General features: G+C 66.2%; 24 protein-coding genes. 17 read left to right on the top strand and 7 right to left on the bottom strand.

Features of this window, described 5'->3' with window-relative positions:
* Window positions 1–36 precede the first annotated feature (36 nt).
* Window positions 37–828 carry a polysaccharide deacetylase family protein gene (locus tag VMD91_06495; GenBank protein HTW83694.1) on the top strand — a complete coding sequence of 264 codons (792 nt, stop codon included), beginning with the start codon at window positions 37–39 and terminating at the stop codon, window positions 826–828.
* Here VMD91_06495 and VMD91_06490 read toward each other — a convergent pair.
* A complete protein-coding gene (locus VMD91_06490) occupies window positions 803–1642 on the bottom strand; it encodes an alkaline phosphatase family protein (protein HTW83693.1) in 840 nt (279 codons plus the stop codon). The genes VMD91_06495 and VMD91_06490 overlap by 26 nt on opposite strands.
* A 90-nt stretch (window positions 1643–1732) precedes the next feature.
* Between VMD91_06490 and VMD91_06485 the strand changes: the two genes are divergently transcribed.
* Both VMD91_06485 and VMD91_06480 read left to right on the top strand, forming a co-directional pair.
* Window positions 1733–2263 carry a Uma2 family endonuclease gene (locus VMD91_06485; GenBank protein HTW83692.1) on the top strand — a complete coding sequence of 177 codons (531 nt, stop codon included), beginning with the start codon at window positions 1733–1735 and terminating at the stop codon, window positions 2261–2263.
* 196 nt (window positions 2264–2459) lie between these two features.
* Window positions 2460–3452, top strand: coding sequence for a hypothetical protein (locus VMD91_06480; GenBank protein HTW83691.1), 993 nt, complete (start codon window positions 2460–2462; stop codon window positions 3450–3452).
* 18 nt (window positions 3453–3470) lie between these two features.
* Here VMD91_06480 and VMD91_06475 read toward each other — a convergent pair whose 3' ends face one another.
* From VMD91_06475 to VMD91_06465, 3 genes are read right to left on the bottom strand one after another with little or no spacing between them, the layout of a single operon-like run.
* Window positions 3471–4385 carry a transglutaminase family protein gene (locus VMD91_06475; protein ID HTW83690.1) on the bottom strand — a complete coding sequence of 305 codons (915 nt, stop codon included), beginning with the start codon at window positions 4383–4385 and terminating at the stop codon, window positions 3471–3473.
* Window positions 4385–5299 carry an alpha-E domain-containing protein gene (locus VMD91_06470; protein HTW83689.1) on the bottom strand — a complete coding sequence of 305 codons (915 nt, stop codon included), beginning with the start codon at window positions 5297–5299 and terminating at the stop codon, window positions 4385–4387. Before VMD91_06470 ends, VMD91_06475 begins: the two co-directional genes overlap by 1 nt.
* A complete protein-coding gene (locus VMD91_06465) occupies window positions 5299–6741 on the bottom strand; it encodes a circularly permuted type 2 ATP-grasp protein (GenBank protein ID HTW83688.1) in 1443 nt (480 codons plus the stop codon). Before VMD91_06465 ends, VMD91_06470 begins: the two co-directional genes overlap by 1 nt.
* Before the next feature lie 213 nt (window positions 6742–6954).
* Between VMD91_06465 and rpsF the strand changes: the two genes are divergently transcribed.
* Together rpsF and ssb are read left to right on the top strand one after the other, a co-directional pair.
* Window positions 6955–7260, top strand: a complete 306-nt coding sequence (gene rpsF / locus VMD91_06460) for a 30S ribosomal protein S6 (protein HTW83687.1) — start codon at window positions 6955–6957, stop codon at window positions 7258–7260.
* 127 nt (window positions 7261–7387) lie between these two features.
* Window positions 7388–7828, top strand: coding sequence for a single-stranded DNA-binding protein (gene ssb / locus VMD91_06455; GenBank protein ID HTW83686.1), 441 nt, complete (start codon window positions 7388–7390; stop codon window positions 7826–7828).
* Window positions 7829–7971: 143 nt separating this feature from the next.
* Here ssb and VMD91_06450 read toward each other — a convergent pair whose 3' ends face one another.
* On the bottom strand, window positions 7972–8169 hold the full coding sequence (locus tag VMD91_06450) for a hypothetical protein (GenBank protein ID HTW83685.1): 198 nt from the start codon (window positions 8167–8169) through the stop codon (window positions 7972–7974).
* 302 nt (window positions 8170–8471) lie between these two features.
* Here VMD91_06450 and VMD91_06445 point away from each other — a divergent pair, with 302 nt between their 5' ends.
* The 12 genes from VMD91_06445 (at window position 8472) to VMD91_06390 (ending at window position 19882) form a co-directional block, all read left to right on the top strand.
* The gene (locus VMD91_06445) at window positions 8472–8738 is read left to right on the top strand and encodes a hypothetical protein (GenBank protein HTW83684.1); all 267 of its coding nucleotides are present in this window, start codon (window positions 8472–8474) and stop codon (window positions 8736–8738) included.
* 468 nt (window positions 8739–9206) lie between these two features.
* Window positions 9207–9632 carry a hypothetical protein gene (locus VMD91_06440; GenBank protein ID HTW83683.1) on the top strand — a complete coding sequence of 142 codons (426 nt, stop codon included), beginning with the start codon at window positions 9207–9209 and terminating at the stop codon, window positions 9630–9632.
* Between the two features lie 3 nt (window positions 9633–9635).
* Window positions 9636–9848 (top strand): hypothetical protein, encoded by a 213-nt coding sequence (locus VMD91_06435; protein HTW83682.1) that lies wholly within the window; start codon window positions 9636–9638, stop codon window positions 9846–9848.
* A 136-nt stretch (window positions 9849–9984) separates the two neighbouring features.
* Entirely contained in the window at window positions 9985–11475 is a 1491-nt protein-coding gene (locus tag VMD91_06430) for an AIPR family protein (protein HTW83681.1), read from the top strand.
* A 73-nt stretch (window positions 11476–11548) separates the two neighbouring features.
* Entirely contained in the window at window positions 11549–12325 is a 777-nt protein-coding gene (locus VMD91_06425; protein ID HTW83680.1) for a hypothetical protein, read from the top strand.
* Between the two features lie 115 nt (window positions 12326–12440).
* A complete protein-coding gene (locus tag VMD91_06420) occupies window positions 12441–12662 on the top strand; it encodes a hypothetical protein (protein ID HTW83679.1) in 222 nt (73 codons plus the stop codon).
* A gap of 108 nt (window positions 12663–12770) precedes the next feature.
* The gene (locus VMD91_06415; GenBank protein HTW83678.1) at window positions 12771–13724 is read left to right on the top strand and encodes a hypothetical protein; all 954 of its coding nucleotides are present in this window, start codon (window positions 12771–12773) and stop codon (window positions 13722–13724) included.
* Between the two features lie 83 nt (window positions 13725–13807).
* Window positions 13808–15379 (top strand): hypothetical protein, encoded by a 1572-nt coding sequence (locus tag VMD91_06410; protein ID HTW83677.1) that lies wholly within the window; start codon window positions 13808–13810, stop codon window positions 15377–15379.
* 77 nt (window positions 15380–15456) lie between these two features.
* Window positions 15457–16041: a hypothetical protein gene (locus VMD91_06405; protein ID HTW83676.1), complete on the top strand. Its 585-nt coding sequence runs from the start codon at window positions 15457–15459 to the stop codon at window positions 16039–16041.
* Window positions 16042–16489: 448 nt separating this feature from the next.
* Window positions 16490–16762: a hypothetical protein gene (locus VMD91_06400; protein HTW83675.1), complete on the top strand. Its 273-nt coding sequence runs from the start codon at window positions 16490–16492 to the stop codon at window positions 16760–16762.
* A 444-nt stretch (window positions 16763–17206) separates the two neighbouring features.
* On the top strand, window positions 17207–17389 hold the full coding sequence (locus VMD91_06395; GenBank protein ID HTW83674.1) for a hypothetical protein: 183 nt from the start codon (window positions 17207–17209) through the stop codon (window positions 17387–17389).
* 183 nt (window positions 17390–17572) lie between these two features.
* Window positions 17573–19882, top strand: coding sequence for a galactose oxidase-like domain-containing protein (locus VMD91_06390; protein HTW83673.1), 2310 nt, complete (start codon window positions 17573–17575; stop codon window positions 19880–19882).
* A gap of 460 nt (window positions 19883–20342) precedes the next feature.
* Here VMD91_06390 and VMD91_06385 read toward each other — a convergent pair whose 3' ends face one another.
* Together VMD91_06385 and VMD91_06380 are read right to left on the bottom strand one after the other, a co-directional pair.
* Window positions 20343–20696 carry a hypothetical protein gene (locus VMD91_06385; protein HTW83672.1) on the bottom strand — a complete coding sequence of 118 codons (354 nt, stop codon included), beginning with the start codon at window positions 20694–20696 and terminating at the stop codon, window positions 20343–20345.
* Between the two features lie 246 nt (window positions 20697–20942).
* Window positions 20943–21557: a TetR/AcrR family transcriptional regulator gene (locus VMD91_06380; GenBank protein ID HTW83671.1), complete on the bottom strand. Its 615-nt coding sequence runs from the start codon at window positions 21555–21557 to the stop codon at window positions 20943–20945.
* Window positions 21558–21883 lie beyond the last annotated feature (326 nt).

Raw genomic sequence — 21883 nt, 5'->3', positions numbered from 1 at the left:
GGGAACGACGCCCGCCTGGGCGCAACACCGCTCTCGATGATCACTCGGATCCTCGCCTCGATCGCTCTCGTCCTAGGGTCGCTGGTCGCGCTGCCCGCCATCGCCGACGACGGGCTGCCGCAGGTCGCGCCCGGCGGCCGCTCACCCTACGTCGCCGTCATCGTCTGGCACGACGTCGTCGCAGGGCCGAAGGAAGTTTGGTTCGACACCCCGCTCGATACCTTCAAGGGTCAGTTGGCCGCGATCAAGAGCGGCGGCTATCACGTCGTCACGCTGCAGGCGTTGCGCGAGCACCTCGAACACGGCGCGCCCTTGCCGACGAAGCCCTTGGTTCTCACCTTCGACGACGACGGTCACGGCATCTACGAGAACGCCTTCCCGCTGCTGCGGCAGTACGGCTTTCCGGCCACCATGTTCGTGCACTCGAACTTCGTCGGACTGACCACGCACGGCAAGCGTCACAACACCTGGCCGCAACTGCTGGAGATGGCGCACAGCGGGATCATGACGATCCAGAGCCAGACCGCGAACCATCCGCCCGACCTGCGCGTGCTCTCCGACAAGGACGTCGTGCACGAGTACGTGCTCTCGCGGTTCTCACTCGAGCACCGGCTGGGCGTGAAGATCTGGGCCCTCGTCTATCCCGAGGATCATTACGACGTGCGCGTCGCGCGGTTGGCGGCGCAGAACGGGTACGAGCTGGCCTTCACCGAGGACTGGGGCAACGCCGGCGACTCCGACAACTTGCTGATGATCCATCGCTACTCGGCGCTCACGCGGTTCCCGCAGGCGCTCAGCGACGTCAGCGCACACGCCAACAGTCGGTGATCGGCGCGACGCGCGCCGCGCGGCCGGGCGGCGTGAGCCCGTACATGTCGGCGAGCGTGCGCAGCACGTTGTAGTGATCGATGCGCTGCGCGTAGCGTCCCGGCCGCACCATCGGCCCGGCGAAGATGATCGGGATCGAGTTGGTGCTGTCGTACCCCTCGTCCATCGTGAGGATGACCAGCGTGTCGTGCGCGTCGGCCCAACGCACCAGCGGGCCGAGATTCCGGCGCGCCCACGCGTCGGCTTGCGCGACGGTGCCGTCGTGCATGTCGTCGTCGACGTTCGGGACGACGAACGCGACGGTCGGCAGCCGGTCGAGGTTCGACGGAAAGGCCGTGAACGGTTCGCTGGCGCTGCGCGGTAAGTTCGCGAACTGCGCCCACGGGACGTGCTTGCGCGCGTACGGGCCGGCCCAGCAGCCGTGCCAATCTTCTTCGGGCATCGACTCGGCGTAGCCGACGAACGAAAGGTGCGCGGCCTCCAGCTCGCTGCCGAGATTCGGCGCGTCGGCGGGGACCGCGTGCGCGGGACAGCCGTCGCCGTTGGTGTTCGTCAGCCCGGCGAACAGCGCGAAATAGTTCGGTAAGCTGGGATGGGTGACGCCGTGCGCGTTGGTGAACGCCGCGCCGTGCGCCGCGAGCGCGGTGAGGAACGGCGCGTGCGGGTTGCCGACGATCTGCGCGAAGGTGTGGTTCTCTTCGATCACGACCACGACGTGCGCGGGCCGCGGGAGCGGCGCGCTCGCGCCGAGCGCCGGCGGCGTAGCGAGCGAGAGCACGGCCAGCGAGGCGACGAGGGCGGACCAAGAACGCATCGGTCCGGCTTCGGGCGGAGCGGCGCGGCGGGCCTGCCCGCCTTGACGCTGCGACCCGCCGGAGTGATAGCATGGCGTGAGGAGACGCCCATGTTCGATCGGGTCGACATTCCGGCGACGAAGCCCGCGCTCGAGCTCGTCGACGGCCAGCTCGTCCAGAAGACGAGCCCCAAGCGCCGCCATCAAGAGCTCGAGGTGCGCTGGATGCTCGCTTTGCGCACCTGGGGCGACGGCGAGGCCTATCACGAGTGGCGCCACGAGTTCCACGCCCCCGGCTACCGGTTTGCCTCGCTCGTCCCCGACGTCGCGTATCTCTCGCGCGCGGCGATCGACGAGTTGGGTGAGGCGGCGGCGGAGTCGCCGCCGCGTGCACCGGAGGTGGCCGTCGAGATCCTCTCGGCCGGCGAGAACGAACGGCGACTGGCCTGGAAGATCGCCGCCTATCTCGCGGCCGGGGCGCTGGTGGTGTTCGTCGTCGATCCGCCGCGGCGTACGGTCATCGCCCACGCGCGCGACGGCACGACGCGCTTCGGTCCGGGCGAGGTCGTGACGCATGCGCTGATGCCCGGCTTCGCGTACGAGGTCGACGCGATGTTCGCGGGGCTCTACCTGGGCGAATAGGGTCCCGTCTGGGCTGCTACCTCTGCCGGGAGAACCCACGTTTCCGGCACCGTGCTTGGCGAAACTGATAGGCGGAGAGGGATCGCCGCCAACCTCTGTCAAGAGCGCGACGACCCGGCGGCGCCTCTGACGACGGGGCCTATCTCGCTATGTTCGCACGACTCGGGTGCGAACGGCGAACACGGAAGGGACAGCGATGACATACGGAAAGGCACTGCTCGCGGCCGGCGTCTTGGTGCTGGCGAGCTTCTCCACATCCGCGATATCGGCGCAGGCCGCAAGCCCGGCGGCGAAGCTCGCGTTCGTCCCGTACGAAGAGCCCGGTGGCACGGATCCCTTCGCGCAGGGGGTGTCGCGCGACCTGACCGACGACTTCGCCGCCGCCGGCGTCGCGATCGTCCCGCTCCCGCCGGTCAACCATCTGGAGGCCGTCGCGACGGCCGCGAAGATCTGCGCCGATACCGGCACGACGGGACTCCTGATTCCCGAGGGCCGCTACGAGCAGACCGGCAAGCACAATCCGTTCATCAACATCATCACCTATCCGACGCACGTCGAGCTGCGTCTGGACGAGGTCGGTTGCGACGGCACCGTGCGCTGGACCACGACGGCGACCGGCGACCAAAGCGTGTCGGGCTTCATCTCGGTCGGAAACCTCGGCGCCACCGTCGACGCGGCGTACCGAATCGCCGCCCAAGGTGCCGTCAAAGCATTCGCCGGCGCGACCGTCGTATCGGCGCCACCCGCCGCGCCGCGGCAACCCGGCGCTCCGATTCCGCCTGGCGCGAAGTATCTCGTGCTGCCGTTCGCGCAGCCGACGATCGCCGATCCGCACGTCAACGACGTCACCCATTCGTTCATCCTGCAGCTGCAGAAGCGAAACCTGAACGTCGTGCTGGGGGCGCCCATCGATCACCTGACCGCGATCGCGACCGCTCCGCAACTGTGCGCCGCGGCCGGTGCGCAGGGGATCATCGTCCCGAACGTGCGCATCGAGCAGTCCGACAAGACGGGACGCTCCCATGCCTCGATGCACCTCGGGCTGCTCGATTGCGGCGGCGCGCTCGTCGCGACCGGTGCGGACGACGCCGACATGGGCGGCATCGGCGGCTCGGCAGTCACCGGGATCGCCGAGCGCGCCATGGTCCCTTCACTCGACCAGCTGTTCCCGAGCACGAAGGCGTCCTAGCCCGTCCCCGGACGGGCACTACTGCTGCTGTTGCTGCTGCTCTTGGTAGTGCTCGTCCTCGATCTGGGCGTAGATCTCGTTCTGCGTGTGGGCGAGGGCCTCGACGGCGACGTCGACCGACATCGTGGAGGCCGACGCGCCGCGGTAGACGCCGCGCACCGGGCTGACGTCGCGATAGTCGCGCCCGGTCGCCACGCGCACGAACGCGTCGCCGATCCAGGTGTCGTTGGTCGGGTCGACGCCGATCCAGCCGCGCGAGCCCAGATACGCCTCGGCCCAGGCGTGCGAGGCCTCCGCGCCGAGCATGTCGCCGCTGCCGGAATGGACGTAGCCGCTCACGTAGCGCGCCGGGATGCCCGCGCGGCGGCACAGCGCCACCAGCACGTGCGCGAAGTCCTGGCAGACGCCGCGGCGCAGCGCGATCGACTCGGCGACGGTCGCGTGGACCGACGTCAAGCCGGTCGCGTAGGTGAACGTCTGGTGGACGTGGTGCGAGGCGTGTCCGAACCAGGCCGCGACGTCGTCGTCCGGCCCCGGCTCGCCGATCTCGACGGCCAGCGCGTCGAGTTCCGGACAGAAGCGCACGTACCGGCTCTCGTGCAGAAAGTCCCACAGCTCGTCGCGCGTCGGGTCTTCGTCGATCAGCCGCCGCGGCAACGGTTCGGGCGCGACCGGATCGCCGCGCACCGTCACCACCTGCGAGCGGGCGACGACGTCGAGCAGCTTGTGCTCGGGCAAGACGCCGAAGTGCTGGACGTCGTTGCCGTAGCGGTCGGTGTACGAGAACACGCGCGAGCGCGGCACGACGATCAGCTCGTAGCGCGTGCAGTACTGCGAGAGGTCGCTGCGCGGCTGCAAGTGGACGATCGTGTGGCTCTCGTGGACCGGGACCGGATAGCGGTAGCGGGTGCGGTGGACGATCGTGTAGCGCATCAGCCGACCGGCACCGCGGGGAAGTAGGTCGAGACGATGGCGCTGCCCAGCTCGTCGAGCTGAGCGGCGAGCCGCACCGCAAACGGACGCGCTCCTTCGCGCACCAGGTCGAACGGCCCGGCGAAGTCGAGCGAGGCCGCGATGCGGCCCGAGTGCCGCTCGGCGTTGTCGGCGAAGGTGCCGGCCGGGGCGCCCGAGAGCATGTGGAGCGCGGCGTCGATCTCGCGCACGCAGAAGCGCAGCGAGCGCGGGAAGACCGGCGAGAGCGCCAGGAACGCCAGCGCTTCGACCGGGTCGGCCGACTGCCGGCGCGCGCGCGCGAACGGCGAGCTGGCGCAGCACGCTTCGAGGGTGAGCTGCCAGACGTGCGGCGCGACGTCGTCGTCCTCGACCGCGCGCAGGATGCGCGAGGTCATGCGCGCGCGTTCGAGAAAGCGGCCGATGCGCAAGAACTCCCAGGCGTCGTCGTGAGCCAGCGTCGCATCGCAGATGCCGCCGAACGCTTGCGCGGTGTCGCGCACGCTGCGCAGGAAGGTCGAGGTGCCGTCCGGTCCGACCGCGCGCGCCGACTGCGCCTCGACGAACAGGTACAGCCCGTTGATGCACTCCCAGACCTCGGTCGTCAGCTCGGCGCGCACGCCGACCGCGTTCTGGCGCGCGATGCGGACCGAGGCCGCGATCGAGAAGCGCGAGGTCGTGTCGAACACGACGTCGTCGACCGTTTGCAGGCGGTCGGCGGCGTTCTCCGGAGGCGTGATGCCGGCGACGGTGTAGATGGCCTGCCAGCGCGGCAACGCGTCTTCGAGCCGGTCGAACGAGCGGGTCGCGGTGACGTCGAGCAGGCGGGCGAGGTCCTCGGCGCGCTCGACGTTGCGCGCCATCCAGTACAGCGACTCGGCGACGCGGCTGAGCATCAGTCGGCCAGCACCCAGGTGTCTTTGGAGCCGCCGCCTTGCGAGGAGTTGACGACCAGCGATCCGGCCGTCAGCGCGACGCGCGTGAGCGCGGCCGGCGGGACGTCGACCGTGTCGCCGTGCAAGAGCGCGAAGGGGCGCAGGTCGATGTGGCGCGGCGCCAGCCCTTCGTCGACGACGGTCGGATGCGCGGACAGCGTGACGACCGGCTGCGCGATGAAGTCGCGTGGGTTGGCGCGGATCGCGTCGGCGAAGTCGGCGCGTTCGGTGGCCGTGCTCATCGGTCCCATCAGCATGCCGTATCCGCCCGATGCGGCAGTCCGTTTGACGACGAGCTGGTCGAGCCGGCCCAGCACGTGCTGGCGCTGCGCGGCGTCCGAACAGTCGAAGGTCGGCACGTTCTGCAAGATCGGCTCTTCGCCCAGGTAGTAGCGGATGAAGGTCGGGACGTACGGATAGATCGCCTTGTCGTCGGCGACGCCGGTGCCGACCGCGTTGGCCAGCGTGACGTTGCCGGCGCGATAGGCGTCGAAGATCCCCGCCACCCCGAGCGCCGAGTCGCCGCGGAAGTAGAGCGGGTCGAGGTAGTCGTCGTCGACGCGGCGGTAGATGACGTCGACCCGCGCCGGCCCGCGCGTCGTCTTCATGTAGACCACGTTGTCGCGCACGAACAAATCGCTGCCCTCGACCAGCTCGACGCCCATCCGCCGCGCCAGCAGCGTGTGCTCGAAGTACGCGCTGTTGTAGATGCCCGGCGTGAGGATCGCGATGGTCGGTTCGAGCGCGTTACGCGGCGCGCTGGCCAACAGCGCCGAGCGCAGCCGGCGCGGATAGTCGTCGACCGGCAGCGGATCGTAACCGGCGAACAGGCGCGGAAACGCGCGCTTGAGGACGTCGCGGTTCTCGAGCACGTACGAGATGCCCGAGGGCGTGCGGCAGTTGTCCTCGAGCACGAGGTAGGTGCCGTCGGCGTCGCGCACCAGATCGATCCCCGAGACGTGCACGTAGGTGTCGTGCGGCGGCCGCACGCCGACCGCCTCGCGCTCGAAGTGTTGCGAGGAGAACACGAGCTCGCGCGGGATGATGCCTTCGCGCAACGCCCGTTGGTCGCCGTAGACGTCGACCAGGAACGCGTTGAGGGCGCGCACGCGCTGCGCGACGCCGCGCGAGATGACGTCCCACTCGGCGCCCGAGATGATGCGCGGGATCAGGTCGAAGGGAAGGATGCGTTCGGTCCCGCGCGCGTCGGCGTAGACCGTGAAGGTGACGCCGCGCTGCAAGAGCACCGAGTTCACGGTCGTCACGCGGTGGCGGAAGTCGGCCGACGAGATGCCCGCCAGCGTCGCGGCCAACGGGGCGTAGTGATCCCGGGGCTGTCCGTCGGCGGCTGCAAACTCGTCGAACGCCGGCGCCGGAGCGTACCGGTCGAGGATCGAGCGCATTCGATTGCCTTCCTACCCGCCAGGCGGCCTCCGCTCTCCAGATGGCCAAGCCGCCCGCCGACGAGGGGCGGGCCCGATCCGCCAAGCCTTGTCGCCGGACGGGAGCGCGTGATAGAATCCGGGGGTTCTCCCGGTGCCTCCGGCGCCGGGTATCTCCCCACTGCCCGGCCGCGTGCCGGGCCGCCGGCCCCGCCGGCGTCCAGAGAGGGCATCATGGCTACCGCGACCACCAACGACTACGAGATCACCTATATCCTGCGCCCGAGCCTCGAGGAGACCGAGGTCGCCGAGCGCTCCAACGCGATCGCCGAGGGCGTGAAGACCCGCGGCGGCGAGGTCGTCGGTGAGCTCGAGCAGCATGGCAAGCGTCGTCTGGCGTACGAGATCGACGACGTGCGCGAAGGCTACTACGTCACCATGCACTTCAAGGCCGACGCCGCTCAGGCCAAGGAGCTGGACCGCCTGCTCCGCCTGAACGAAGACGTGCTGCGCCAGATCCTCATCCGCAAGGATACCTGATCTCCACCGTGCCACGATGCTGGCACGACGCGGTGCAATCGTAACGCTGTGCGGGGCGTTCGCCCCGCCATATCACGCCAGCTGCGCAAAGCGAGCAGAGCAGAGAGCAGCAGAAGGATAGACAACGATGGCTGGCAGCTTCAATCGCATCACCCTGGTCGGCAACCTCACCCGCGATCCCGAGATCCGCTACGTCGGCTCGGGTGCGGCCGTCACGAAGTTCACCCTGGCGGTGAACCGGCGCGCCAAGCAGCAGGAAGAGACCGACTACATCGACTGCGTGGCTTGGGACAAGCTCGCGGAGACCTGCAACACGTACCTCAAGAAGGGGATGTCGTGTCTGGTCGACGGCCGTCTCTCGATTCGTTCGTACGAGACGAAGGAAGGCGAGAAGCGCAAAGCCGCCGAGGTCGTCGTCAACACGATGCAGATGCTCGATCGCCCCAACCGCGAAGGCGGCGGCTCGTACGAGCGTCCCGCACGCCCGGCCGCCGACGCCGGCGCATCCAACGTCGGCGGTGGATCGAGCTATGAGGAACCGCTGGAAGAGGAAGAGATTCCGTTCTAGTGTTGACCGCAGCATTCATGAGGAAATGTCCGCGAGGACTCGGCTGAACGAAAAAGCCCGCTACGGCGGGCTTTTTTTTGTGGGCGACATCCCTTACAAAAACCGGCCACCGGATGCCTCCGAGAGTTTCACCATGAACGCCGCTAGTCGCGCCATCTCGGTCGAAGCCAGTCGGCTACTGCACGTGCCTTGCCGAGCACGAAGGCGTAACACCACACGTAGCTGCGGTCATTTATGCCGATTGCGCCGAGGACTTCACGGAAGAGCCCTTTGGTCTTGCTCTTCTCGATCAAAGCCTCGTTCAGAAACAGCGCAAGCGCACGCCGGCCGCGCTCGACCACATGATCCCGAAGACCCGGGCGTACTTCGAGCGGCGCGGGATGATCTGACCTTCGTGACGGAGGGCTACTCGGCAGGTTTCTGAGATGCCCGCAACCGCCGAACCTCAGAGACGAGCCACAGCGCATCCGCCTTCAAACGACCGAGGTTCTCGGCGGTACTCGACTTGATCAGATCCTCGAACGCGTCGAGGTCGTTCGCGTAGTCAGGTTCTTCACCGTTCCCCATGCCCGAAGGTACGATGGAACCGGTGTGATTCCCGTATCAGGAGAACCCTCCGTGGCCGTCGACGAACTTGCCGACAATGAAGCTGGCTTTCTCGGCGCATCCAGACCAAGGCATCCACGGTGAGGAGCATCTCCGCAGCAACGAGGTTGACTGGCCAGCCAGCTTACCAATCCCGCTGATCGGAGACCGGCTATACCTCTACGGATCGGAGGTAGAAATTGTCGGCCGGCTTTTCACCTTCGACCCCTCTCGACACGTCGGAGGCGACGACGTCCAGGTCGAGTTGACCTGGGTCGATGTTCGCTACGGCCTGGATGGTACAGGTCGCTTTCCGGCAACGTAGATCGCAGTGATTTTCCCTTGCGGCTGACCCGGCCGCCGCCTTCGGCGTCGGCGACCGCGTCAGCCGACGAGGTCCCCGGCCGATGGAGTCCACCTGGTGAAGTGCCACCGCTTTAGCCCGAAGCGTCACCAATCGCATCCGCCATAGCGGAGGACATAATGTATCCTGGACGTGGAGCACCCTACAATTCCGAGTTCCCCGAAGCCCGAGCCGGGCTCAGCCGCATCCGGAATCTCTACGAGAAGAGCGTGGTCAGGAAACATCCCGACGGGGGGCGCCTTCATCGAAGGATGGGCGGAAGGCGTCTGGCCCGGGATGGGACAGATCGCCCAAGGTCTCTGGCTGCACGTTCAGATGACCCAGGACGAGGGCGTTATCAGTGCCCTGAACCGACTCACGTGGGCGATCTGCGGCTTCGAAGTGAGAGTCACTAAAGACGAAAAGATCCAGTTCGTGCAAGGCAAAGAGTTGGCAGACGCTCTCGACAACGACGAGATCGAGACGGAGGCCCAGCGCGAGTGGGCGGCGTTCGTCGACGCGAACCCGGGCGCGGGCCCGGACCAGTGCCCGTCGGGCCAGGGTCCGCCGCAGTGCGTCACCGCCCCCGCGTACGAGACCGCGCATGGCGAGCCCGCCGCGGCCGAGTCCGTCGGCGGTGCCTACTCGGTGGCGGAAGACGGCGGGTCGCTGGCGGCCGACTGGGGCGGCGTCGTGCAGGGGTGGCAGTCGATCGCGGCCGGGTGCCCGCAGCCGCCGACCTACGCGACGTGTCCGGACTGGCCGGTGGGGAACGCCTCCTCGACGTGGATCGGGCTGGGCCTGGTGGCGGACACGCAGGCCGGCGCGCCGGCGAACTCCGAGTGGTTCGACGCCGAGTTCGGCACGTTGCCGTAGCACATGGGCAAGATCGACGTCACGATGCTCATCCCGAGCGAGATCGCGAAGCTGTCGCCGGCCGAGCGCGCGCGTCGTCAGGCGGTCGCCGACGAGATCCGACGGACTCAAGCCGCAGAATGCGGTCTTCGGAGGCGGCTGGCTGACGATCCGCCGGTTCCTCCAGCGTCGCGGTGCTCGCGATCGCGCACGACCGCGAGGGTGAGCAGCCTGTGAGATCGACCTGACGGGAGGTCTTGAACGCCAGGCTGATCTGGGGTACTATTTGCGTGTCGGCCGCTCCGGATAGAGCGCGATCCGACGCCCACAGAAAAACGCCGAGCCCGGATAGGCTGGCAGAATAGGTACCACGATGAACAACTACGATGAGTTCGAAGCGCCGTCTTATACGCAGCGCTTTCTTGACGTTCCGGTGGCCCGGTATCGCAAGATGCCCGACCCGTACACGAAGACCCATCCGACCGAGGCCGAAGGACGCTACATCCTGTTCGCGGCCGTCGACGTCCGCGAGTGGCGCGAGGTCGTGAACTGGCCGAACGCCCGCGACCCGCAAGCGAAGAAGAACGCGGCGGTCTACCGCGACGTCCGCGTCTCGCTCCTCGACGGCCGGTCCCCCACGACGGAGTCGGTCGAGGAAGACGTTACGCCCGGAATCTTCATGTACAAGAACAGCGGCGAGTACATCTTCGCGCAGCGCACCGAGTTCTACAAGACGGACGATTACCTGAAGCTGCGCGACGCGCAACTGAACGTAACCGACGACGGCGTGAAGGACGGCGTGGTGCGCCTGTTCTTCCGGCCCCCGTCTCTGCCGGAGTTCCCGGGAGACGGGCTCGTGAACGGCGGTCACACGCAGGACGCGATCTTGGAGATCCAGCGCAAGTTCCTCGGCAAGACCGATTCGAGCGGGATGCCGGAAAATTACGTGCTGATGCAGGTCTACGTGGGGCTTCCCCCCGAGGCGGTCAGCGAGGTGTCGCGCGCGCTCAACAGTTCGGTCCAAGTCCCGGAGGCGGCGATCGTCAACCTTGAGGGCAAGTTCGCTCCGCTGAAGTACGTCCTCAAGGGGACGCGCCTCGACGGGAAGATCGACTGGGGCCCGGGCATCGCCTACATTGACGAAGAAAGCGGCCCGCAACGAGGCGACCTCGATTCGGCCTACGTGCTTGCGGTGCTCCGCTGCGTCATGCCCGACCCGCGGCCCCCGATCAACTCCTACGCCTACCGCAAGCAGTACATCCTGGAGTACGGCGACGACGCCACCGCCTATCTCAAAGCCGCCGGGCTGTTGCAAGACGCCTTCACCCTGTCAGAGACCATCCGCGCGACGGCGGGGGCCCACTACTCCGGCAAGTACGGAGCGTTGAAGATCGTCGAAGGCACGACCATCGTCGACCGCAAGGGCAAGACGCGTAAGCGTGAACCGCATGTCCTGCCGTTCACCGGCAAGGTCGTCGACCAGATCCTACTGCCCCAGGCGGCGTGGGCGATGTTCGGCGCCTTCCGCCAGTTCGTCATCGAGCGCGACGGACCGCCGACGCTGGACGGCAAGGTGATCCCGGGCACCGAGAAGCTCGAAACGCACTACGAATGGGAAGTACCGTTCGCCCAGATTCTTGAGGTCTGGCACTCCATCTCGGCCAAGCTCGTCGAGACCGCGCAAACGCAGTTGCACGGCCTCGGCTACGTCCTCAACGCGCTCGGCAAGTCGCGGACTTACTGGCCCATGGTCGACGAGATGGTCGCGGGAGCACGCAAGGACCGCATCAACGCGCTCCAAGCGGCTGAACTCGAAGCGTTGCGAGCCAGCCTCGCAGCAACGAAGACGACTGCGAACGCCTAAGACCGTTCGTTAGCGTCCGATGACGGGAGCCCGGTCTACGCCGGGCTCCCGTCCCTCGATGAGGGCCGAAGCCATGCTGCAATCACCTTCACCTCACGTCGTCGTGGACTCGCTGCCGACCGATCCGTGGTCCGTGGTCGCGGCCATCGCCGCGATCGTCGCCGCGATCGTCGGCGTCATCGCCATGCGCGTCGCTCTGGACGCGTTCAACCAGGCGCGTAGTCAGACGAAGTTGGCCGAGGACACTCTCCAGGCGGCGAAGGACGAACTGAAGCTCGCCAGTGACCAGCTTTCCGAGACGCGCGCTGCGACGAAGCAGACCGAAGAGACGCTCCGGCTTGGTCAGGGTCAGTTGCGCTATCTTCAAAAAGCCGACGTCGACCGCGACAGGTCTCTCGCGCCTCGCATCACCGCGAGCATGAAACTGAACGCGAACGGAGACCGCTTCATCATGCAGTTGTCAAACTCCGGAGCATTGGCGTCGTATGTCCAGGTCACCGGGAGAGACTCAGCCAGTCAGTTCCACAGCGTATTCGTTCAGAAAATCGATCCATCCGAAGGGGTTCAGGTACCTGAGTTTTTCGTACTGCCTTCGAGCGCGAGTTGGTGCCAGATGATTCGGATCCGCGCGTACGACATCCGCGGCAACAAGTACATCACTGAGTACCGCTCGCTGGGCGAGACCCTCGCGTACCCGGTCTTTCGCATCCCGTGGCTCGGCCGAGAGATCGAGCCTCGTCCGGAACGCTGTTCCGACGAGGTGTCCTGGGAGGTTGAGCACTTCGAACGCCTTCCCGGCCGGTCGGATGAGCCGAAGGAGTTGGACTTCGATATCGAAGCCCCCGCGTAGTCCCTGAGCATCACGTCTCCGTTGCCCAATGAAGGTCCGGATCCGTTGGCAATCCGAAAGCGCGGCTCGCGGCCCGAACGATACCCGAGCAAAGGAACGCTGGGCGCCGTCACCCATGTCCACGTCCATGCGTGCCAAGCCGCAACTCTTCGGCACGCTCCAACGCAGGCTCGAAGAGATGCACCTGCGCGGGTTCTCGGTGCTCGACGTACCGAGCGTGCGGGATCGCATCTTCAGCTACGGACTGGTCGCCCGCCACCCGCGATCGCCCCTTCACGTCACGCTCAACCGGCACCATCCGGCGTATCGGGAGCTACGCGGACCCTGGCCGCGCTGACGGGAACGCCGGGTGTCGAGCCCGAGCCCGCGGACGGTCCGCCGCCGCAGATCGACCGGATGCGGCCGCTCGGCCAGCGCTCGGAATTCGACTTCACGTTTCGTAAGCATGATCGCGAGAGCGGGCGGTCCCGTCTCGCGCGCAGACCTGTTCCAGGCCGTCTTGATGGGGCGCGACAGCGCGGGCAAGGCGATCCGCAGGCTGGTCGAGGTCGGCGTGCTCGCGGAAGACGCGCTCGGGCGCTACCGCTTCGCTCCGGGCGTTCCGGACGCGTACGTCGCGCTCGTCCGGCGCGTCGCCGACGTCCTGGAGAGCGCGCCGCCGTCGACGGGAGCGGCACCGGCGCCCGCCGCCTTCATGCGCGCCGGCGACGGCGCGCCGCGGCTGTTCGGCACGGACATCCGGCTGCGCGTGTTCATGGCGCTCTCCAAGCACGGCATCCTCTCGTACGACGACCTCGCGCGCATCACGGGCAGCGACCACATCGTCGACGAGAACGCGAGCAACGCGCCGTTCGGGCGGGGCTCGCAGGTCCGCACGTGGCGCGTCGGCGAGGCGACCTACGCGACGCTCGATCCGGACTACCCGGTGCACGAGCCGCTGCGCAGGTTGTTGCTCAAGCTGGAGCAGACCTACCCGCTCCGGCCGTTCGCGCCCGGCGCGCCTCCCGAGCCGCCGACGCGCCGGCCGTGGAGCGGCGACCATCACGTGATCTTCGGCAACGAGGTCCCGATGGCGCTGCTGATGACGATCGCCGCGCGCGGCTGGACGTACGAAGCGCTGTGCGTCGAGGTCGCCGCCGGCTACGATCGCGTCGTGGTGAAGACGGCGCTGCGCCGGCTGGAAGAAGAGAGGCTGATCACCGGAAGCCGTCCGCGCGGGCCCGGATTCGGTCCTCACGTGCTGCGGCTCTCCGACGACTTCCCGGCGAGGGTGGAACTGGAAGCTCTCCTGCGCGCGTGCGCCGACGCGTGGCCGACGTACCGCGAGCGCACGCAGGCCGCGCTCGACCACATGATCCCGAAGACTCGGGCGTACTTCAAGAACCGCGGGATCCTGTAGGCGTCAGAGCCAGCCCGCGCCGAAATACGTGAGCGCGACGACCGCCTAACGGCCGGGCGTTTCACCGTCGCATCGGAGCGGGCATGCTCGACAAACGAATCGTGTGCCCGATCGCGATGGTCGCGGTCGGATTGATCCCCTTGACCGGTTGCGGCTCGTCGGAGCCGACCGACCATACGTGGCTTTACGCCGCAGACAGCCGTGATCTCGGTCAGGACCCACCGAACTGGCTCGTCCTCGCACCGGGCGGATGGGCCTACCCGAATCCCCTCCACGATGTGATCGCGTGCGACAGCGAAGCCGCCTTTCAGCAGTACAACGAGTCCGACGACGATGCCACCGCCGGTTGCCGCAAGACGAAGCCCGGCTCGCTCCTCGAGATACAGCGCGTCGACGCGCAGGGGAAGCAGAAGTACATCCTCGCCGTGTCGACCGGCGGGAAGAACTCCGCACTTCAGTACGTCGGCGCCCAGGACTTGTCGCCGTATATCCCGGCGGATACCGAACTCGTCGTCATGGACATCTCGCACGGTTCCGATGATCAGCGGGATACGACGCCCGAACTTGTCGACCAGAGAGAAAACACCATCGGCACGATGCAGGACCATACCCGGGTCCGCGTGCGGCAGGTATTCCCCGATTCGCCCACGACCTACGTCGCCGTCACGGTGCTGAGCGGCCCGCTCAAAGGACGGGACGGATACGCCAATCTTCTCGACCTGAACGCGACGACCGGAGATGACGACCTCACGCAATTCGTGGGCTCCAGCACCGACACAGCGACCGTGACGCCAACGACGAGCCCCACGCCGACGCTGATGCCCACGCGCACCGAAATCGCCCAGGCCGTCCAGCGGGTGATCGAGAGAGGACAGCCCGGCACGAACAAGCAGGGGCCGCCGATCTTCTCCTCCGCGTTCGCGCACAACGACAAGATGGGTCTGCGAATCCTGGAGCTATTCGGCGCGAAGTCCATGCAGGGCCGCGTCGACGACGTCCGCGGTCCCGTCGCCGACGTGACGACCACGTACCAATTGGTCTCGGGCAGCGGCGCCAGGTTCCACTTCACCCGGCACGACACGTGGACGTTCGCTCACGGCTCGGGCCTTTGGCTGCTGGACGCGATCTCGGTCAAGGGCAAGACGATCGACTCTATCGACCTGCCCGGCTTCCCGCACATGAGCACAACGGGCAGCCAGTACGACGCGAACAGCGGGAAGGTCACCTTCACGGTTCAGGGCACGAAGTACGCATGGATCCCGACGAAAGATCTCGGGTGGTCCATTGCGACGATTTCGGTTCCGACAGCTCCGCCCAGATTCGTGCCGGATCGGCCGAGCGCTAGCGCCGGCGATTCGGGGACCGCGGCTGCCAGTCACTCGAACCCGGTGCACGACACGACGGGGGCCGGCGAGACCGTGGCGGCGGCCGACCCTTACTCCGACTGCACGTCGGAGAGCATTGAGTCAGTGAGCGATGACGGCGCCGTGGTGAAACTGCTCGACGGCCGCAAGTTTCTGATCCAAGACGCGGACCGGTACATGACAACCCTCTGGCTAGCCACAGACGACGTCACGGTGTGCGATCCCGGCCCGGGCGTCAGCGCGAAGCTCATTCACGAAGACGATGTGGTGTATGGGGGGCATCTTCAGTGACAGATCCGGATGGCGTTAGCGACCGAATCCTCGGCGTTCAATTCTCTCATCTTCGCCAGTTGCCCGGGCTCGTCGGCTTGAGCATTGCCGTTCTCTTAGCGGCATGCTCCGGCAAGCCACATCTGTCCTCAGCGGTCTGCAACGGGCTTATCGATGACTGGAACAAGAATTCGAGCCTCTACGCCGCGTACAGCGAGAAGACGACGGCCTTTCGCAATCAGGTCGCAGAGTCCAAACCGACCAAGGACGCAAATCAGATCATGATCGCGAAGGTCAGCCCGGACATCATCGATGCAATTTTGGCCCAGCCGAGCATCAACGCGACCGCGTTCGAAGCCGTCCCTTCTGTCGAACTGCACATGAACGACCTCTGGACCGACATCGCGATATTCATTAGGAAAGTCGGGGATACCAAACTGGAAAGCCCAGATGGCTCGTGGGGAACGGCACCTGTTCCTGGCGCCGAAGGGCTGGTGAATCGGCTCATCGCCTTTGAAACGAAGCCCGGTGTTAGCGGAACGGCCACGTTCGATGCGATGTTCGGAGCGTCGCTAAACCGGATGAGTACGGACTACTCCGCCGCCTTCACCTCGATGCGGCAAGAATACCAGGTCCAGTGCAAGGGGGACCCATCAGAAGTTCGCCCGCTAAGCGATTTCTGAGCACTATTACGGCAGAGCTTCGGGTCCGCTCGCGCCGCTGCCGCGCCCGCCGCCTCCGGCGTCGGCGGGCGCGTCACCGGACGATATCCCGACGGCAAAAAGAAGAGAACGACCCGGGAGATTCACACCCCTAGAACTAGGCGGATGAGCTTTCTCGTAGCCCGTCCTCTTACCGGTTCACCAGAACCATCGGGCAGACCCACGTTGGCCGTGATCGAGATGGCCAGCGAGAGGAGAGCTTCGAGGATGTAGACCTCGACGCTCTTTTTCATCCGGCACCGTTCCTTTCTGACCGTACAGCCTGTCCGGCCCGCGTATGACCGGATGACGTGTACGAAAGGACGTCGCCGCCGAATCGCACGACCGTCGCAACGGTCGCCCCACCCGGCGCGTCCGCCTACGACGGGCGCGCCGGGTTTTGCTCACGCCCGAGCGAGGAGAACCCCCAATGCCTCGCGTCCAGATTCCCGCCTGGGAGTGCACGCGCTGCGGCCACGTCTGGCCGGCGCGCGGAGAGAGGAAGCCCCGCATGTGCGCCCGCTGCCACTCCAGCGCGTGGGACAAACCGCGGGCGCCTGAGAAACCGAAGGCCGCGCCGAAGCCGAAGCCCTGGGAGGACGATATCTCCGACGAGCCGATCGTGGCCGAGGACGATTTTCCCGCCGTCGTCGACGTCGCCGACATGAAGTCCGGCCGTATCCGCGGAATCATGCTGAAATGATCATGGCGACGGCGATTCATGGTGAAAGTCCCAAATTGGGAGTCAACGCCGTTCTAGTGCTGTGTCCCCATGAATCGGCATTTTCGCCGATTCATGGTGAAACGCGGCGTTCATGATGAAATGTCCGCGAGGACTCGGCTGAACGAAAAAGCCCGCCGTAGCGGGCTTTTTCGTTGGCGGACTCCGCACGAAAACGGGCGTGCTCGACGTCTCCGAGAGTTTCACCATGAATCACAAATTCAGCCCGCGCCAGGGACGCGCGCACGACTTTCACCATAAATCGGAAAACGAAAAGGGCGCCGAATTTCTCCGACGCCCTTTTGGGAAGAGCCGACTACGCCGCGGCGATCAGCGGGTCCGCCGCCTCCGGGAAGCAGCGATCCGGATGGAGGTAGTCGACTGCTCACCGGAAGCCGTCTGCGCGGGCCCGGGTTCGGTCCTCGCGTGCTGCGGCTCTCCGACGAATTCCCCGCGAAGGCGGAACTGGAAGCGCTGCTGCAAGCCTGCGCCGACGCGTGGCCGACGTACCGGAAGCGCACGCAGGCCGCGCTCACCAGTAAATGTCGCGGTGCGCTTTCGCGCAGCTCAATGCGCATCTCAGGCTTCGGACCGCAGCCCAACGACTGATGGCTCGTTCGGCAGCTTAGACTTCAAGCGGCTTTCTCTTTCACCGCACCACTGCGAGTCCCCGACTCCCCGGTGATGGGCCGAGACGCACCGAGTGCTTGCTTGTTGCGCTCGGGCCTCGTCCTAGAGCATAGTCCGGTCAACCGACCACCGTTCGGGCATGCGCTTACCGGGGGAGCTGCAATGACCGTCAATCGCGTGACGTATTTCGTTTTTGCCGCCGTCGTGCTGCTCGGCGCCGCCGCTACCGTCCAAGCACCGCGCGCAGCACCGACCTCACCGGCAGCGGCCGACGTGTACGGCAACACCGATCCGAGCCGGTTCGGAAGGTGGGACACCGTCATCCCGCGCGCCGATGGAGCCGCCGTCGGCAAGATACTTGGGATGCAGACGGTGCATGCCGTGCTGCTGCCGTCCGGGAAAGTGCTCTTCGCGAGCGGGAGCAGCTGGCGCAATCGCGCACCCGTGCAGGCGTACCCGCGCGATCGCAATCCGCAGGCGGGCACCGGACTCTTCGACCGCGCGCAGGACCCGTTCCAAAACGCGAAGCTCGCGAGCTACTACCGGATGGTGAACAACGTCGCGATCTACGATCCGGAAGCGAACACGTTCTACCGCATCCCGCATCCGGTCCCGGTCCCGGATCCGCACCATCCCGGCCACTTCGCGCCCGACGATCTGTTCTGCACCGGCCACCAGCAGTTGCGGGACGGGAACGTGCTGTTCATCGGCGGCACGCAGTACTACGCGCCGTATCGAACCGGCAACAACTCGACGTTCATCTTCGACTGGAAGAAAGAGCTCACCATCAATTGGCCGTCGGTCGACTGGCGAACGATTCCGGCACCGGCAAACGATCCGTGGACGTTCGCCGGGTTCATGCAGCGCGGACGGTGGTACGCGAGCGCCGTCCCGCTGCTCGACGGGCGTCTGGCAATCTTCGGCGGTTTCGTCGGCTTCGACGAAGGCTACCCGCCGATGTACACGTTCGAGATGAACTCGACAGTCGACTTCTTCGATCCGGCGCGCTTCGATCCGCTGCACCCGCAGGCGGCGTGGCGTAACGTCGACGTCAAATCGCTGCCGCACAGCCCGTACGCGACGCTGATCAATCCGGGTTTCCGGCCGACACCCGGCGTCGCGTGCGATGCGCGGTGCGTGCGCGACAATCGGTACGACGAGTTCAAGCTCTATCCCGAGAACTATCTGCTGCCGGACGGCCGCATCTTTCTCACGCGCGAAGGCGACTGGGTGAGTGCGCGCACGTGCGACGCGGCGTTCATGCGGCGCACGCGGCGCACGTATTGGGCGCGGATCGGCGGAACCCGCGATCAGCCGACGGTGCAGTTCGCGCCCGGTCCCGATCGTCCCGACGAGGTCTCGTCGTACGGAACCTCGCTCTTCGATCCAAACAGCGGCATGATCTCCATCATTGGCGGGCAGCCGACCTCGGCCGGCACGTTCTTGCCGCCGAACTCCGTCTCGTCGGCGGAACTCGCACGCAACTGCGTCAGCCCGCCGTCGCTGCCGCCGGTCACGCACTTCGCCGGTGGCCGGGGCAGCCGCAAAATCGAAACGCTGCATCTCAACACGGCGCAGCCGGGCGGCGGCTCCTGGACGCTCGATCCGAACTTTCTGGGCACCAGCGAGAACGACGATCGCACCATGCATTACGCGATCGTCCTGCCGACGCGCCAGATCCTCATCATCAACGGCGGCAACTACGATTTCTACGGGCCGGTGCACGCCCCGCTTCTGCTCACACCGATCTTTCAGGGCACGGTCTTCACCGGATACCGAAAAGAGCGCATGAGCGACGGCGTCGAGCCGCGGCTCTATCACAACAACGCGGTCCTTTTGCCGGATGGTCGCATTTTGGTGTCCGGCGGCAACACGACCCGCGCGTTGCTTCGCGACGACGTGCCGCCACCGACGCCCGATCCGACACGCACCGGGCAGCCGCTGCCGAACCTCGGCGAGGTCGACCTCGACCGATACTTCTTCGCCGACGGGCCGCAAGGGAAAGGTCAGCCGGGAGAACTGACGACGCCGTCCGAGGACTGGGTCGCCGAGACGTTCAGTCCGCCCTATCTCTTCATCGATCCCGGACGCCGCGCGGTCATCGACGCGCTCGCACCCGTCGACGCGTCGTATCCGTATCGCAGCGTGATCGGCGGTAAGACGTTCTATCTCATGCGCAGCGGCGTGACGTACGACGTCAGCCTCACCGGATTGCCGACGGCGTGTTCGTCCGCGGGTGCGTCGCTGGTGCTGATCAAGCTCCCGTCGGCGACACACGGTTGGCAGCCCGGCCAGCAGTTCGTCTCGTTGCCGTTCCACGTGACCGCTGCCAACCGAATCCGGTTCACGGCACCGATCGCCCAACGCGCGAACATCCCGCCGGCGTTTTACATGATGTTCTACGTCGATTGCCGGGGGAAACCATCGGTCGCGCAGATGGTGCGTTTCGACGACACCGCGCCGCACGTCTAACCCCAATAGCGGTACCGACCAGTCTGGACCGTAGGAGCTCCACCAGGTGATGCCGGCATATCCGCCGCGTTCGAAAATCGTGCGCGCCGGGCTTTTTTTGTTGGCAGCATCCTTTACAAAAAACCGGCCACCGGACGCCCCCGAGAGTTTCACCGTGAGTCGCCCCTAGTCGCCACCTCGACCGAAGCCAATCGGCCACCTCACACGCTTTTTGAAACGGATCGTGTTCGGTTGTAGCGGAGCACTTCTGATTGTCGGCGCGCGTGCGCCGACGCGTTGCCGACATACCACGAGCGTACGCACGCCGCGCTCGACCACATGATCCCGAAGATCCGAGCGTCCTTCAGGAACCGCGGAATCCTGTAACAACGCTCCGCGCAAGGATCGGCCGGACCACTGCCTCGACCACATGATCGGACTGCCCCCGGACCTACTCAAGAGGCGCGGAACCTCGTAACGGTCAAGCCGCCTTCTTCCGTGGACGGCCGCCAAGTTTGCCGTTCTCGCGCGACGCATGCGACCGGGCAGGAGTTCTCGTGCTGGCGGCCTTCCGCGCGGCCGTGGACCTGACGACGGCGCTCAGTCCGAGGTACTCCGGCAGCATTTCCGCAACCGAGAAGCTCACGTCGAGGTCCGGCCATTCGATCGTGCTCCCCCCGTCTGCGGCGACGACGTTCACCAGGGCCGCCGTGCGGCCGGCGAGCGCGCGCCGCGGCGCGACACGCCGGCGGAAGCTGTCGATCCGGGAGACCGGGAAGGAGACCTCGACGCTGCGGTCCTCCAAACGTACTACGAGACGCGGCTGATCGCTCAAGGTGACGGCGACGCTGGAAGCTCGCCCGCGCGTCTGACGCGCGAGATCGACGGGCGCGCGCCTGCGCTGCCAGCAGCAGCAATGATGCCGGCGACGGCGGACGCGAAATCAAACGGCTCATTGCGGCGTTGGCCGTGCCCGGGTAGGTCATCGGCGATCACCTCGACGGAGGCCGGTACGATCCGCTCGAGCGGTATCCACGTTGCGCCGTTGACGGCAGCGCCGTGGACCACGATTACTCGCAACTCAAGAGCTGGGCGGTAGGAGCATCACGTCTGCCGCTGCCTCAGCGTCCTTGAGGAGCGTCTCACGCGCCATGCCCATCTGCGCACGCATCGTCAGACCGCGGGCAAGGTCGACGATCTGGATCGCGCGTTCGGTGACCGGAAAGTCCGATGGGATTTCCCCGGCGCGGATCCCGTCGTTGAAACGACCTTCGACGAGGGCCACCGCGCCGACGGCAGCTTCCTGGATGAATTGCCGGACCTCAGCGTCATCCACGAGCGGCGCGACGCACATGAGCAGACAGCCCGAGGCGCTGCCTTCCTCGGTCGCCGTTGTGACGGCGTACCTCAAGAAGCTCGCGATCGAGTCGCGCAGGGGCTGGGGCGCGAGGAGTGCCTCTGCGGTCCCCGCGCCCTTCCCATCCGCGTACGCCCGCAGGGCGCGCAAAAAGATCGTGCGCTTGTCCCCAAAAATGGCGTACAGGCTCGGGCGCCCGACCCCCATGCCGGCGACCAGATCGTCAATCGTCACGCCGTCATAGCCCTTGAGCCAGAACACCTGGATCGCTTTTGCCAGCGCGGCGTTCTCGTCGAAGCTGCGCGGCCGTCCACGTGGCCGCGCCGCTTTTTGAATCATTTCGTTTGAAAATCCTTGTCCTGGCCCGTCTAATCCATTATTGTACTGAAAGGTTCGAAATGGCAAGGGGACCCAAGCGTTGCTGGGACTTCCGGTTCGATCCCCTCATCTCAGCATGAATCAGACGCTGGAGCGAGCCGCCAGCCGTTCGTCCGCCTCCCGGCAGCAGCTGACTGTCGGGCTGCTCCACTCCGCGCGCAATGAACGACCGAATTAAGGACAAAACATGATCGAAAGTATCTTGATCACCGGAGCAAATGCGGGGCTTGGGAAAGAGACTGCCCGCCAGTTCGCATTGAAAAACGAAACGAAAAAGGTCATTCTGT

This window comes from Candidatus Sulfotelmatobacter sp. (genome assembly GCA_035504415.1).
Taxonomy (GTDB): domain Bacteria; phylum Vulcanimicrobiota; class Vulcanimicrobiia; order Vulcanimicrobiales; family Vulcanimicrobiaceae; genus Vulcanimicrobium.
This window is presented reverse-complemented; position numbering and strand designations above follow the sequence as displayed.